The organism is Pseudomonas sp. GM55 (assembly GCF_000282395.1).
Taxonomy (GTDB): domain Bacteria; phylum Pseudomonadota; class Gammaproteobacteria; order Pseudomonadales; family Pseudomonadaceae; genus Aquipseudomonas; species Aquipseudomonas fluorescens_CC.
Genome location: NZ_AKJJ01000053.1, coordinates 12,590 through 26,333 on the forward strand (window position 1 = coordinate 12,590; position 13,744 = coordinate 26,333).

14 protein-coding genes are annotated in these 13,744 nt (G+C 59.3%); 8 read left to right on the forward strand and 6 right to left on the reverse strand.

Annotation, left to right across the window (positions count from 1 at the left end):
* The first annotated feature begins 319 nt into the window (after window positions 1-319).
* Entirely contained in the window at window positions 320-763 is a 444-nt protein-coding gene (locus tag PMI31_RS14920; RefSeq protein WP_008018905.1) for a hypothetical protein, read from the forward strand.
* 191 nt (window positions 764-954) lie between these two features.
* Here PMI31_RS14920 and PMI31_RS14925 read toward each other — a convergent pair whose 3' ends face one another.
* The 5 genes from PMI31_RS14925 to PMI31_RS14945 form a co-directional block, all read right to left on the reverse strand.
* On the reverse strand, window positions 955-1,722 hold the full coding sequence (locus PMI31_RS14925; RefSeq protein WP_008018907.1) for an ABC transporter ATP-binding protein: 768 nt from the start codon (window positions 1,720-1,722) through the stop codon (window positions 955-957).
* 20 nt (window positions 1,723-1,742) lie between these two features.
* The gene (locus PMI31_RS14930) at window positions 1,743-2,456 is read right to left on the reverse strand and encodes an ABC transporter permease (RefSeq protein ID WP_008018908.1); all 714 of its coding nucleotides are present in this window, start codon (window positions 2,454-2,456) and stop codon (window positions 1,743-1,745) included.
* Window positions 2,453-3,142 (reverse strand): ABC transporter permease, encoded by a 690-nt coding sequence (locus PMI31_RS14935; protein WP_008018910.1) that lies wholly within the window; start codon window positions 3,140-3,142, stop codon window positions 2,453-2,455. The genes PMI31_RS14930 and PMI31_RS14935 overlap by 4 nt, the downstream gene beginning before the upstream one ends.
* 89 nt (window positions 3,143-3,231) lie before the next feature.
* The gene (locus PMI31_RS14940; RefSeq protein ID WP_008018911.1) at window positions 3,232-4,020 is read right to left on the reverse strand and encodes an ABC transporter substrate-binding protein; all 789 of its coding nucleotides are present in this window, start codon (window positions 4,018-4,020) and stop codon (window positions 3,232-3,234) included.
* A gap of 60 nt (window positions 4,021-4,080) precedes the next feature.
* Window positions 4,081-5,250, reverse strand: a complete 1,170-nt coding sequence (locus tag PMI31_RS14945; protein ID WP_008018913.1) for a M20 aminoacylase family protein — start codon at window positions 5,248-5,250, stop codon at window positions 4,081-4,083.
* 132 nt (window positions 5,251-5,382) lie between these two features.
* Between PMI31_RS14945 and PMI31_RS14950 the strand changes: the two genes are divergently transcribed.
* From PMI31_RS14950 to PMI31_RS14980, 7 genes are all read left to right on the forward strand, one after another.
* Window positions 5,383-6,336, forward strand: coding sequence for a LysR family transcriptional regulator (locus PMI31_RS14950; RefSeq protein ID WP_008018914.1), 954 nt, complete (start codon window positions 5,383-5,385; stop codon window positions 6,334-6,336).
* A gap of 656 nt (window positions 6,337-6,992) precedes the next feature.
* Window positions 6,993-7,769 (forward strand): ABC transporter substrate-binding protein, encoded by a 777-nt coding sequence (locus PMI31_RS14955; RefSeq protein WP_008018915.1) that lies wholly within the window; start codon window positions 6,993-6,995, stop codon window positions 7,767-7,769.
* A 91-nt stretch (window positions 7,770-7,860) separates the two neighbouring features.
* Window positions 7,861-8,550, forward strand: coding sequence for an ABC transporter permease (locus PMI31_RS14960; RefSeq protein ID WP_008018916.1), 690 nt, complete (start codon window positions 7,861-7,863; stop codon window positions 8,548-8,550).
* Between the two features lie 13 nt (window positions 8,551-8,563).
* A complete protein-coding gene (locus tag PMI31_RS14965; RefSeq protein ID WP_008018917.1) occupies window positions 8,564-9,262 on the forward strand; it encodes an ABC transporter permease in 699 nt (232 codons plus the stop codon).
* 9 nt (window positions 9,263-9,271) lie between these two features.
* The gene (locus PMI31_RS14970) at window positions 9,272-10,384 is read left to right on the forward strand and encodes a succinylglutamate desuccinylase/aspartoacylase family protein (RefSeq protein WP_008018918.1); all 1,113 of its coding nucleotides are present in this window, start codon (window positions 9,272-9,274) and stop codon (window positions 10,382-10,384) included.
* 18 nt (window positions 10,385-10,402) lie between these two features.
* Window positions 10,403-11,167 carry an ABC transporter ATP-binding protein gene (locus PMI31_RS14975; RefSeq protein WP_008018920.1) on the forward strand — a complete coding sequence of 255 codons (765 nt, stop codon included), beginning with the start codon at window positions 10,403-10,405 and terminating at the stop codon, window positions 11,165-11,167.
* A gap of 126 nt (window positions 11,168-11,293) precedes the next feature.
* Window positions 11,294-12,202, forward strand: coding sequence for a MurR/RpiR family transcriptional regulator (locus tag PMI31_RS14980; protein ID WP_008018921.1), 909 nt, complete (start codon window positions 11,294-11,296; stop codon window positions 12,200-12,202).
* 92 nt (window positions 12,203-12,294) lie between these two features.
* On the opposite strand, the gene PMI31_RS14985 is transcribed toward PMI31_RS14980, so the two are convergent.
* Window positions 12,295-13,704 carry an amino acid permease gene (locus tag PMI31_RS14985; protein WP_008018923.1) on the reverse strand — a complete coding sequence of 470 codons (1,410 nt, stop codon included), beginning with the start codon at window positions 13,702-13,704 and terminating at the stop codon, window positions 12,295-12,297.
* Window positions 13,705-13,744 lie beyond the last annotated feature (40 nt).

Sequence of the window (13,744 nt, forward strand, 5' to 3'; positions counted from 1 at the left end):
GCACACCTTCAACGCCCCCATCAAAGGAGACCTCGCATCAAGCCAGGTTTCGTGATTTCACAACGAACAACCTCGGATAGCACCGGTCGTGACCTGGAACAGGTCAGCGCAGTTTTTACACAGCGGACGGCCGTCGGCGCTTTACGCCGACGAAGCACGAATGCGTTTTTACACACGCTGGGCCAAAAACGGACACTCCCGATTGCCTGCTTATCCGGGGGCGATTCAACCATCCATCAGTTCGATCCCGCACACGGAGCAAGCCACTAAACTTCACAAGGGGGATGAAATCAACGCACCTCAAATCAGGAGAACTGTGATGAACAGAACATCTTGGCTGGCGTTGGTAGTAGCGGCAGGAGCGATTTCAGGTTGCGCGAGCAGAACCGAGATTGTTGATGTCCCCTTGCAGGCTACCCCACAAAACGCCGAGCATATCGCTCGAGCCACCCTCAGCCCGGTGGGCAATCAAACCAGCATCTGGCTCACCATCGGTGGTGTCCCCCACAACATGGCCATACCTAGCCGCCTTGACACCGCTATCTATGCTGGCTCGTGCCAGCAGTTGGGCGCACAACCGGCGTACAGGACCCATCAGGCCAACAGTGTCGATTATCCATCGCTAGCGCCGCGAACCCAGTACTGGGCTCAGGCACCGGTGGCGCTGAACGAACTGACCAAGGGTGAATATGCGTTGCTCGTTCGTGCCAGCCCGGCAGACGGCAGCCGCCCTCTTTTCTGTGGCAACATCACCGCTGGCTAGGGGCGCATCGAGCAAACTGTTCGGTACCGTGGCCTGTGCAACATCCGACAGGCTGCGGTGAAGCCTCAGGTGGAGAAATTTGAAAGGCGCTTGATGGCCGATTACAGCCTGTTGCGAAGGGCTGCAATCGCCATTCCCGGTCAGTCATGACGGATATGTACGCGCGTATGCCTGACTTTGAGCGTTCAGCGTTACTTGAGGCTCCCCGCCAGAAACTGCTGCAAGCGCTCACTGCGGGGATGCTCCAGAACACTGCTCGGCGCGCCCTGTTCTTCCACCCGCCCCTGATGCAAAAAGATCACGTGGCTGGACACCTGCCTGGCAAACGCCATCTCGTGGGTGACCACCACCATCGTCCTGCCCTCTTCGGCCAGTTGTTGCATGACCTTGAGCACTTCGCTCACCAGTTCAGGGTCGAGGGCTGAGGTCGGTTCATCGAACAGCATCACCTCCGGCTCCATGGCCAGCGCCCGTGCAATGGCCACCCGCTGTTGCTGGCCGCCGGACAAATGCACCGGGTACTGGGCCTCGACTTTTTGTGGCAGGCCCACCTTGGCCAGGTAATGACGCGCCCGCTCCAGTGCCTGCGCCCGACTGATACCGAGTACGCTCATCGGGCACTCGATGATGTTTTCCAGCACGGTCATGTGGCTCCACAAATTGAAGTGCTGAAACACCATCGACAACCGGCTGCGCAGGCTCCGTAGCTGCCCGGGGTTCACCACACACAACTCGCCCCTTGAGTTTCTGCGGGTGAGCAACTCTTCGTCATTGACAACAATGCGCCCGGCCGACGGTTGTTCGAGATGGTTGATACAGCGCAAGAAGGTGCTTTTCCCGGACCCGGAGGAGCCGATGATGCTGATCACGTCACCTGCCCTGGCCTTGAGCGAAACCCCTTTGAGCACTTCATGGTTGCCGTAGTTTTTATGGACATCTTCAACGATCAATTTATACATTCGAGCAAGTCCGATAGGGGTCAGTGCGTCCGCGGTTGGAGGTAGGCCAGCCAATGCAGTTCGCCGCGACGAAACAGCCAGATCAGGAAAAACGCGCTGGCGGCATACAGCACCCCGGCAATGCCAAAGGCGGTAAAGGATGCATAGGTCGCCGAGTTGACATCCCGAGCGATCTTCAGCAAATCGGGCACCGTGGCGGTAAAGGCCACTGAGGTGGAATGCAGCATCAGAATCACTTCATTGCTGAAAAACGGCAGCGCCCGGCGCAACGCCGACGGCAGAATAATCCGCCGATAAAGCGTGAACCGGCTCATTCCGTAGGCACTGGCGGCCTCGATTTCACCGTGGGCAGTTGCCCGGATGGCACCGGCAAAAATCTCGGTCATGTAGGCGCAGGTATTGAGCCCGAACGCCAGCACCGTGCAGTTGAAGCCATCACGGAAAAACGCGTTGAGAAAATCCTGGGACCGCACCACATGCAAGCTGTACACCCCGGTGTAAAAGAACAGCAACTGGACGTACAACGGTGTGCCACGAAACACATAGGTGTAACACCAGACCGGCAAGCGCAGCAGCGGGTTGCGGCTGACGCGGGCAATCGACAACGGCACCGCGAGCACAAACCCCATCGTCACCGCCAGAATCAGCAGCCACAAGGTCACCACCAGCCCGGAAAGATGCGGCCCGTCACTCCACAGGTACGCCTGCCAGTAGGATTCGAGAATGCCGGTCATAGCGCAGCCTTCCTGACACCGACCGAGTAGCGGCGCTCAAGCCACAGCAACACGCCATTGGAGACCGTGGTAATGGCGAGGTAGATCAAGCCACCGACCAGGGTGAAGTAAAAGAACTGCATCGAGCCCTTGCCCGCATCCTGCGTGGCCTTGACCACATCGGTCAGGCCGATGATCGACACCAGGGCCGTCGACTTGATCAGTACCTGCCAGTTGTTGCCGATGCCCGGCAAGGCGTGGCGCAGCATTTGAGGAAAAAGGACCTTGCGAAAAACTTCCCCACGGGTCATGCCATAGGCCCTCGCCGCTTCGATCTGACCGACCGGGACCGCCTGAAAGGCACCGCGAAACGTCTCGGTAAAGTAGGCACCGTAGATGAAGGACAGCGTCACGACACCGGCCAGAAACGGGTCGATATCAATCTGAGCGGTGCCCAGCCAATCGGTCATCCGGTTGAGCAACATCTGCAGGCTGAAGAACAGCAGCAACATGATCACCAGGTCCGGCATGCTGCGGATCACGGTGGTATACCCCGTGGCCAACGCACGCAACAAACGGCTGGACGATAACCTGGAGCTGGCGCCCATCAGCCCGGCCAGGACGGCGATCAGCAATGACCAAAGCGCCAGTTTGAGGGTGGCCAGGGTGCCCAGCAGAATCTGCGGGCCAAAGCCTTCCAGAAGCATCTCACTCTCCTTGTTCTTGTTAGGGTGAGGTGAAAGGGGGAGCAATAGAGCGCTCGATCGAGCGCCCTGCTCAACGAATCGGCGGGGGGTTACTTGGCGCCGTAGACGTCAAAATCGAAGTACTTGTCGTTGATCCTTGCGTAAGTCCCGTTGGCGAGAATGGTTGCCAGGGCTTTGTTCAAGTCTTCGCGCAAGGCGACATCGTTCTTGCGCAGACCGAGGCCATCACCCACGCCGAAGAAGCCCGGATCATCCAGGGTCGCACCGGCAAACTCATAGTCTTTGCCCTCCGCTGTTTTCAAGAAGCCGTAGCTGGCTTGAATGGAACCCTGCAACGAAGCATCCAGTCGCCCCACCACCAGGTCGGCGTACACCTGATCCTGATTTTGATAGGAAAGAACGTCTACGCCTTTGGAACCCCACACCGCTTTGGCGTAGGACTCCTGGGTCGAGCCCTGCTCCACACCAATGCGCTTGCCCTTGAGCGATTCGAGGGTCGGCTGTAATCCCGATCCACGTTTAGCCACCAGGCGTGCCGGCGCATTGGACACCTTGTCGGTAAACGCAATCTGCTCTAGACGTTTGGGTGTGATGGTCATCGAAGACGCCACCGCATCGAACTTGCGCGCCAGCAGTCCCGGGATCATCCCGTCCCAACTGCTTTCAACCCAGACGCATCGGGCTTTCAGTTCGGCGCAGAGTGCCTCGGCGATGTCGACCCCGAAGCCGGTCAGCGTGCCATCCTGATTCTTGTATTCCAGCGGTGGGTACGTCGGGTCCACCCCCAGCTTCAACACTTTGCCAGACCAGTCGGCTGCACCGGCCAGGTTCGATGCCGTCAGGAGCACCAGGGAAACGGCTGCAATCATCTTGTTCATTGTCATTCCTCTCCAGGCTGCAGATTTTTTACCCAAATGACGCGCAAAAAAAGCGCCGTCTCAACACAGAAATCGCTCGACCAACTTGACCCAGTAACTCGCGCCCACCGGCAGGCAGCCGTCGTTGAAGTCGTAGCCAGAGTTGTGCAACAGGCACCCGCCCTCTCCCTCACCGTTGCCGATCACCAGATAGCTGCCGGGGCATTTTTCCAGGACAAAGGCAAAGTCCTCACTGGCCGTGAACGGCCGCAAGTCATCGATCAGGTGTTCCTCGCCCAGCCAGTCGCGGGCGACTTCACGGGCAAATGCAGTGTGTTCGGGATCGTTGATCAACACCGGATGGCAATGCTGATAATCGATGTGGGCCTGGGCGCCAAAACTGGCAGCCTGGCCCTGAACCAATTCTGTGATTCTGACTTCCAGCAAGTGGCGAACCTCGGGGGTCAGGGCGCGCACGCTCAGGCTCAAGTCGGCACTGGACGGAATGACATTCGAGGCGCTTCCGGCATGCAGGGAGCCCACTGTGATAATCGCCATCTCCTGCGGGTTGATATTGCGCGAAACGATGCTTTGCAGGGCGATCACAATCGAGGCACAGACCACCACCGGGTCGACGGCTTTGTGCGGCACCGCACCATGACCGCCATTGCCGATGATTCTGATGTTCACCGTGTCGGCAGACGCCATGAACGGCCCGCTGTAAAAACCCAAATGCCCGACGGGATAGCCCGGCACGTTATGCATGGCGAAGATCGCGTCACACGGGAACCGTTCGAGCAACCCTTCCTCGAGCATTTTCCTGGCACCGCCCAGCCCTTCTTCCGCCGGTTGGAAAATCAGGTGCAGCGTGCCCTTGAACGCCCGTGTCCGGGCCAGATACTGACCTGCCGCCAGCAGGATTGCGGTATGGCCGTCGTGGCCGCAGGCATGCATGACGCCGTCGATCCGGCTGGCATAGGGCAAACCGGAGGTTTCCTGTATCGGCAATGCATCCATGTCGGCGCGCAAACCGATGGACCGGCCCTCACCATTTTTCAGGGTGGCAACAACCCCGGTCTTGCCCACGCCGGTGCTGACCTCGAAACCCCACCGGGTCAAACACTGCGCAACCCGCTCGCTGGTGGCGAACTCTTCAAACCCCAGTTCAGGGTGCGCGTGAATGCTGTGACGTATCGCGATCATTTCATCTTGCATCGCGGCAATACCAGGCAGGACCAGGCCGGCATTCATGGGTGTTCTCCTTCGACAGGGGCTGGGCAGCAGCGAAAGCGCTGTTGGGTTCGATCTTAGGGAACGGACACTGTGCTGGGGAGGCGCAGTTTGGTTATGATGACAACCATTGGTTGTCATCAAGGTGGTCAGATGAAACTGCATCAATTACAGGCGCTGATTGCCAGCGCCGAAACGGGCAGCATCCGTGCGGCCGCGCGCTCGCTGGAGATTTCCCAGGCCGCCGTGACCAAAGCGTTGCGCGAACTGGAAACCAGTCAACAGCTGCCGTTGTTCACCCGAACCCCCAACGGCCTGCACTTCACCGAATACGGGAAAGTCTTGTTGACCCACGCGCGGCTGGTGATCAAGCAGCTCGAACATGCGCAGACCGAGCTCGACCATATGCGTGGCAAGGCCCAGGGACGGCTCTGCGTCGGGATCACCCCATGGATCGCCCTGACCTTCCTGCCCGAAGTGGTGTTGGCTTTTCGCGAGCGCATGCCGCAAATCAAGCTGGAGCTGTTTGAAAGCCTGATGGCCGTTGCCCAACCGTTGTTGCGCGACGGCAGCATGGATTTCGCGATCGGTCAGCTCCATCCAGCACAATCGACTCAGGAGTTCGCTTGCGAAACCTTGCTCGATTACCAGACTTCGGTGCTGGTCCGCGAGGGTCACGCCCGCCAGCACGCACGATCGATCCACGAGTTACTGGAGGAAAACTGGACCCTGAACTACGCGCCGGACGGGCACGATGGGCTGATGCAGGAACTGTTCTGGAAACACGGCGCGCAAATTGATGAGAACCGAATCGTGCGCGCCCACTCACTGGCCATTTTGCAGATGATGGTCGAGCGGGCCAACATGTGCACCTGGGGGCCGTCCATTGTGAGCACAGCCCCGCCATTCCTGGGTCGCGTGGTGTCCCTGGGGCTGACCGAGCAATTCGAGCCCCGACAACTGAGCATCGTCACCCGACGCAACGGGTCGCTGAGTAACCCGGCACTCTGCTTCACCGACTGCCTGTTGCAGGTCATTCGGCGTCATGCCCGTTCGGCCAGAAAGGAAGATCGACAACTCTTTGAAACGTTGCGTCTGCGGATGTAAGGCACAGGACGCACCGCCAGGGCTTAACAGGCCGTTTGCTTCACTGCCTCATGACATACCGGATCAACCCGTTTCTGCTCGATATCGAAGCGTGGCGCCTCCAACCGTGCGCTGCGCCAAATCCCGACTCAATTGCAACCCAAATGGTAGAACCGCAGTAGATGATTGGAGGTTTGATTCCCCCGCTTCACCAAACGCAGCTCAACCGTTTGGCACCGGAGAATTACCTTCGAATATTCATGGGCGGTTTACGCAAGAAAGTCGAGCAGCCCCTTCCCAGCCACGACACTTCATCACCGAAACGGGCGTTGGCTATCGCTTTATTCCTTGAGCACCAAGCTAAAAAAAGGGTTGATCGCCGAGCATGGCCTCGTTGCTCCGAGGGAATTACTGATGCTGCGTCGCGCAATACCTTGCTGGCTGGAAGACGCCGACCACAGTATGACCGACGCTTTCGTCGTGTGCTGAAGTGCCCGCACCGGCCGGGTGCCGTTGCGCTTTGTCATATCAGGCACTGACACGTTTATTTTCATTTTGTTGCATATTGATTTTTATTGTGTCATTTATAGTCCCGCCGATCACAGGACTGATCCATCGCGCCAATCTGGATGGCGGGCACCCGTTTCCCCCCCAATGCCCTCCAAGGAGTCAACAAAATGAACAAGACAGAACTTCTAGGTGCTCTGGCGCTGTGCGCTTTCAGCTTCCTGGCACATGCCGACGAAGACAGCCTGCGCATCGGTATCGAAGCCGCCTACCCGCCCTTCTCCTTCAAGACACCGGAGGGCAACGTCAGCGGGTTCGATTACGACATCGGCAATGCCTTGTGCGAAGAAATGAAGGTCAAATGCGAGTGGGTCATTCAGGAATTCGACGGCATGATCCCGTCGCTCAAAGTGCGCAAGATCGACGCCGTGCTGTCGTCGATGTCGATCACCGAAGACCGGATGAAGTCCGTGGACTTCAGCAAAAAGTACTACCACACACCGGGCAAGTTCGCGATGAAGACCGGCAACGTGATCAATGACCCGTTGCTGGACCTCAAGGGCAAGAAACTCGGTGTGCAACGCTCCTCGACTTACGACCGTTTTGCCAGCGAGCAACTGGAAAAAGCCGGCGTCGTCGTGGTGCGCTACTCCTCACAAAATGAAGCCTTCCTCGATCTCGCCTCGGGTCGACTGGATGCCACCCTCGCCGACATCGTCAACACCGACGAAAGCTTTATCAAGACACCGGCCGGCCAGGGTTTTGCGTTGACCGGGCCGGACATCAACGACCCGAAATACTTCGGCCGGGGCGCCGGGATCGCCGTGCGCAAAGGCGACACCGCCAACGTTGCGCGCCTGAGTGCGGCGATTGACGCGATCCGCGCCAACGGCAAGTACCAGCAAGTGATGGCCAAGTACTTCGCATTCGATATCTACGGCGAGTAAGCCTTACCCATAGCCCCGGTGCCGGCTCATTGCAGGCGCCGATTCGGGCTTGTCTCGCGCGCCTCGCGGCGCTCGCTTGAGGAATTTCATCATGCTTCACGGCTACGGATCGAGCATTCTCGATGGCGCCTGGCTGACCATAAACCTGGCCTTGACCTCCATGTCCCTGGCGATTGCCCTGGGCCTGATCGGCGCGGCATTCCGATTGTCGCCACTCAAATGGCTGGCCATGCTTGGAGAAAGTTACACCACCCTGATTCGCGGCATTCCAGACCTGGTGCTGATCCTGCTGATCTTCTACGGCGGCCAGGATCTGGTGAACCGCATGGCCCTGGCGCTCGGTTACACCCGCTATATCGACATCAACCCCTTTATCGCCGGCATCTGCACCATGGGCTTCATTTTTGGCGCCTACCTCTCGGAAACCTTTCGCGGTGCCTTCATGGCGATCCCCAAAGGTCAGGCCGAGGCTGGCTTGGCCTATGGCATGGGCGGGGCGCAGGTGTTCTGGCGAATTCTGGTACCGCAGATGATTCGTTTCGCCATTCCCGGGTTCACCAACAACTGGCTGGTACTGACCAAATCCACCGCGCTGATCTCGGTGATCGGCTTGCAGGACATGATGTTCAAAGCCAAGAACGCAGCGGATGCCACGCACGAGCCATTCACGTTTTTCCTCGCCGTGGCGGCGCTGTATCTGATGCTCACCAGCCTGTCCTTGCTGGTGCTGCGCTATCTGGAAAAACACTACTCGGTCGGCATCAAAGCCGCCGAATTGTGAGGGGAGCCCACCCATGATTCTCGACTACAACCTGATCTGGGAAAACCTGCCGCTGTACTTCAATGGCGCCTTGTTGACCCTCAAAGTCCTGCTCATTTCCCTGGCCCTGGGCTTGGTCCTGGCGATTCCACTGGCGCTGATGCGGGTGTCGCGATCGCCGCTGATCAACTTCCCGGCCTGGCTCTATACCTACGTGATTCGTGGCACGCCGATGCTGGTGCAACTGTTCCTGATCTATTACGGCCTGGCGCAGTTCGAAGCTGTGCGCCAAAGCGTGCTCTGGCCTTACCTGTCCAGCGCCACCTTTTGCGCCTGCCTGGCCTTCGCGATCAACACCAGTGCCTATAGCGCAGAGCTGCTGGCCGGCAGCCTGAAATCCACCGCCCATGGCGAGATCGAAGCCGCCAGGGCCATGGGCATGTCCCGTTTGACCCTGTACCGCCGCATTCTCCTGCCGTCGGCCTTGCGCCGGGCATTGCCGCAGTACAGCAACGAGGTGTTGATGATGCTGCAAACCACCAGCCTCGCTTCCATCGTCACCCTCGTGGATATCACCGGCGCGGCACGCACGGTCAGCTCACGGTTCTATCTGCCGTTCGAAGCGTTCATCACCGCCGGCCTCATCTACCTCGCCCTGACCTTCATTCTGGTGCGTCTGTTCAAGCTGGCCGAGCGCCGCTGGCTGGCGTATCTGGCACCGCGCAAGCATTAAGGAGCTGATATGGAACACATTCAATACCTGCTGCCGTGGAGTGCTTCGGGCACTGAACGCACGCTGTCGCTGTTTCGTTTTGGCAGCGGGCCACGCAAGGCGTACATCCAGGCTTCCTTGCATGCCGACGAGCTGCCGGGGATGCGTGTCGCCGTTGAACTCAAGCGCCGTCTGCTTGAACTGGAAGCACAAGGCCGCCTGACAGGAATCATCGAATTGGTACCGATGGCCAACCCGATCGGTATCGGCCAGATGTTCCAGGCCACCCATCAGGGTCGCTTCGAGTTCTCCAGCGGCAAGAACTTCAACCGCGACTTCCCGGAGCTGGCCGAAGCCGTCGCACCGTTACTGGAAGGTCGACTGGGAAATGACGCCGACGCCAACGTCGCACTGATCCGCCGTGCCATGGCCGATGTGCTCGCCGACATGCCGCCACCGGCTTCGGAGCTCGATGGCCTGCGCCGCGTGTTGCTGCAGCATGCCTGTGACGCCGATGTGGTGCTGGACCTGCACTGCGATTTCGAATCGATCATGTTGTTGTATGCGATGCCGCAACACTGGCCACGCTTGCAGTCACTGGCCGCGCGCCTGGGTGCTGGCGTCACGCTGCTGGCCGAAGGTGCGGGCGGCAATGCCTTCGACGAAGCCTGCGCGATTCCCTGGTTGCGCCTGACCGAGATCTTCCCTGAAGCCAATATCCCGCTGTCGTGCGCGGCCACCACCATTGAATTACGTGGCATGGCGGACACCGAGCGTGAGCAATGCGTCGACAGCGCTCAGGCCATTCTCGGTTATCTCGCAGAGCAAGGCCTGATCAGCGGTGAATGGCCGGCAGCACCGCCGTCCCGTTGTGAAGCGATGCCCTTCGCCGGTGCGCAGTACGCGTATGCGCCGCACCCTGGGGTGGTGAGTTTTCTGCAACCGCTGGGAGCGCGAGTCAAGGTCGGCGACCCACTGTTCGAAGTCATTGACCCGCTGAACGACCACCATAGCGTAGTGCGCGCCAGCACCGACGGCATCCTCTACGCCCGTGAACGTCTGCGTTTTGCCCAGCCCGGTTTGTGGCTGGCCAAAGTCGCAGGCTTCACCCCTATTCGCCAAGGCCGCTTGCTCAGCGACTGATGCCAGAGAGTTCAAACCATGTACAAACTTGAAATTCAGGACCTGCACAAAAGCTACGGCGACCACCAGGTGCTCAAGGGCATATCCCTGCAAGCCCAGGCCGGTGACGTGATCAGCATCATTGGCTCCAGTGGCTCGGGCAAAAGCACCTTCCTGCGCTGCATCAACCTGCTGGAGCAGCCCAACGCCGGCAACATTGTGCTCAACGGCGAACCGCTCAAACTGGTGGCCAACAAACTCGGCGGGCTCAAGGCTGCCGAGCCCAGGCAGTTGCAACGCATGCGTTCACGCCTGTCGATGGTGTTTCAGCACTTCAACCTCTGGTCGCACATGAGTGCCCTGGAGAATGTCATGGAGGCCCCCGTGCATGTGCTGGGCCTGGGCAAGAAAGAGGCTCGGGAAAAGGCTGAGCACTACCTGAACAAAGTCGGGGTGGCGCACCGCAAGGATGCCTGGCCCGCCCATATGTCGGGTGGCGAACAGCAGCGCGTGGCGATTGCCCGCGCACTGGCGATGGAGCCGGAGGTGATGTTGTTCGATGAGCCAACCTCGGCCCTCGACCCCGAACTGGTGGGTGAAGTGCTCAAGGTCATGCAGGACCTGGCACTCGAGGGTCGCACCATGGTGGTCGTGACCCACGAAATGGGTTTTGCCCGCGAGGTCTCCAACCAACTGGTGTTCCTGCACAAGGGCCTGGTCGAAGAACGCGGCGACCCGCGTGAAGTGCTGGTCAATCCACAGTCCGAGCGCCTTCAGCAGTTTCTGGCCGGGAGCCTGAAGTAGTCCGCTGTTCAGCGATCGATTGCGCTGCGCTGCCCTGACCGGGTTGGCTTCAGATACACTCCAGCCAACCTTGTCAGGGCATCAGGCACAGCCCTTCTCCCACCTTCAGGAACCGTTGAGCCGGATATGCCAACCCCATCCAGAGACACCACGGTCTACGCCGCACCGGTCATGCGCAAACTGACGGAAATCGTTTCCGAGTTGCCGCCGTCACTGCGCAAGGTGGCAGACTTTATCCTGCGTCACCCGTTGAAAGCCGCGACGCTGACCATCGAGGAAATGGCTCACGAAACCTCGACCTCACCCGCCGCCGTCAACCGTTTGGCCAAGGCGTTGAACCTCGGTGGTTACACCGGCATGAAGGCCGAACTGGTCGCGACACTGCAGCAGATGGTGTCGCCGGTCGACAAGCTACGCAACGAACTGGCCCATCGCCCGGGCGGTGCATTTGGCCTGCATGAGCAAATCCAGAGCGCCAGCAGCAACCTGGCCACGGCGGCGACCAACAACCACGCCGACACCTTTGAAGCGTTCGTCACGCGCCTGACCACCGCGCGCAAGATTTATATCCTGGGGTTCGGCAACAGTGTTTACTTCGCCGGCCTCGCCGCCTCGACCCTGATGCCCTTCTGCGCCGACGCCACCGCTATCAGCATGGAAGGCGGCAACGAAAATGCCGCGTACCGACTGGCCGCGATCACCGATCAGGACGTGTTGCTGGCGATCTCCCTGCCACGCTACTCCCTCGACACCCTGCAACTGGCACGTTTCGCCAATGAACGTGGCGCGTCGGTGCTGGCAATTACCGACTCACCCGCCTCGCCGCTAACCGGCATTGCCGAGCATGTGCTGTTTGCGCCTTGCGATCATCCGGTGTTGACCAGTTCCAACATCGCCATGCTCGCCTTGATCGAAGGGTTGGTCGCCGGTGTGATGGCGCGCAACAAAGAAGCAGTCAAACTGGCGACCGAACTGACAGAAAGCGTGATGTCGTACCTGCACATCCCAACCAGCGGTAAACCACCGAAAAAGTGATGCCGTTATCGTTTGGCGATGCCTTGAAAATGAAACTGGCCGGCTGACAAATGTCAGCCGGCCAGTTTCACTCGCAGCTCACTCAAATCAGATTAACGCTGAGAGAGGGGGGACTCCTTGGAAATCAGGGCCGCCTGTCCTGCCATCGGTTTTACCCACGTCAGGTAGGCCAGCACCAGCAACACGATCCAGACCACGCCGACGATCAACGCAGCCTGTGTGTCCGGGAAATAGCCCAGCACACCGAAGACGAACAGCATGAAGGCAATCGCCGCCATCGGCGCATAGGGCCAGAACGGCACCGGGAACTTCAGTTGCGCAACCTGCTCGGCACTCATGGAGCGACGCATGGCCACCTGGGTCAACAGAATCATCAGCCAGACCCACACCGTGGCAAAGGTCGCGATGGAGGCGATCAGCAGAAAAACGTTTTCCGGGATCAGGTAGTTCAGCAACACGCCCAGCAGCAGCGCACAGCTCATCACAACCACCGTCAGCCACGGTACGCCATTGCGCGACAAGCGGGCGAAGCCTTTCGGGGCGTGCCCTTGCTGAGCCAGGCCATACATCATGCGACCCGCACCGAAGATGTCACTGTTGATGGCCGACACTGCCGCCGAGATCACCACGATGTTGAGGATAGTGGCCGCCGAGCTGATGCCCAGGTTGTCGAAAATCTGTACGAACGGGCTGCCCTGGCTGCCGATCTGCTGCCACGGAAAGATCGACATCAACACCAGCATCGTCAACACGTAGAACAACAGAATACGCAACGGCACGGCATTGATTGCCCTCGGCAGCACATGCTGTGGGTCCTTGGCCTCACCGGCGGTAACGCCGATGATTTCAATGCCACCAAAGGCAAACATCACCACCGCAAACGAGGCGATCAGACCGCCCACGCCATTGGGCATGAAACCGCCCTGGGTCCAGAGGTTGCTGATATCCGTCGCCTGGGCACCCGGCGCACTGCTGATACCAAACAGCATGATGCCGAAGCCGCCCAGGATCATCGCAACGATGGCCGCAACCTTGAGCAACGACAGCCAGAACTCCATTTCACCGAAGACCTTGACGTTGCACAGGTTCAAGCCGCCGACCACCGAGACGATGCCCAGCACCCAGATCCAGCGCGAGACTTCCGGGAACCAGAACCCCATGTAAATGCCGAACGCCGTCACGTCGGCCATGCCGACGATGACCATTTCAAACGCGTAGGTCCAACCGAGGATGAAGCCCGCCATCGGCCCCAGATAGGTGCTGGCGTACTGGCCGAACGAGCCGGCCACCGGGTTGTGCACGGCCATCTCGCCGAGGGCGCGCATGACCATGAACACCGCCGCGCCACCGATCAGGTAAGCGAGCAGGACCGCGGGGCCAGCCATTTGAATGGCCGAGGCAGAACCGTAGAACAGCCCGGTGCCGATCGCCGACCCCAGTGCCATGAAGCGAATATGTCGGGCAGAGAGCCCTCGTTTCAAACCTTTTGCTGGCTGATGCATTGCTCGTCCTTATTTATTCTTGTTCGATGCAAAATCGAAT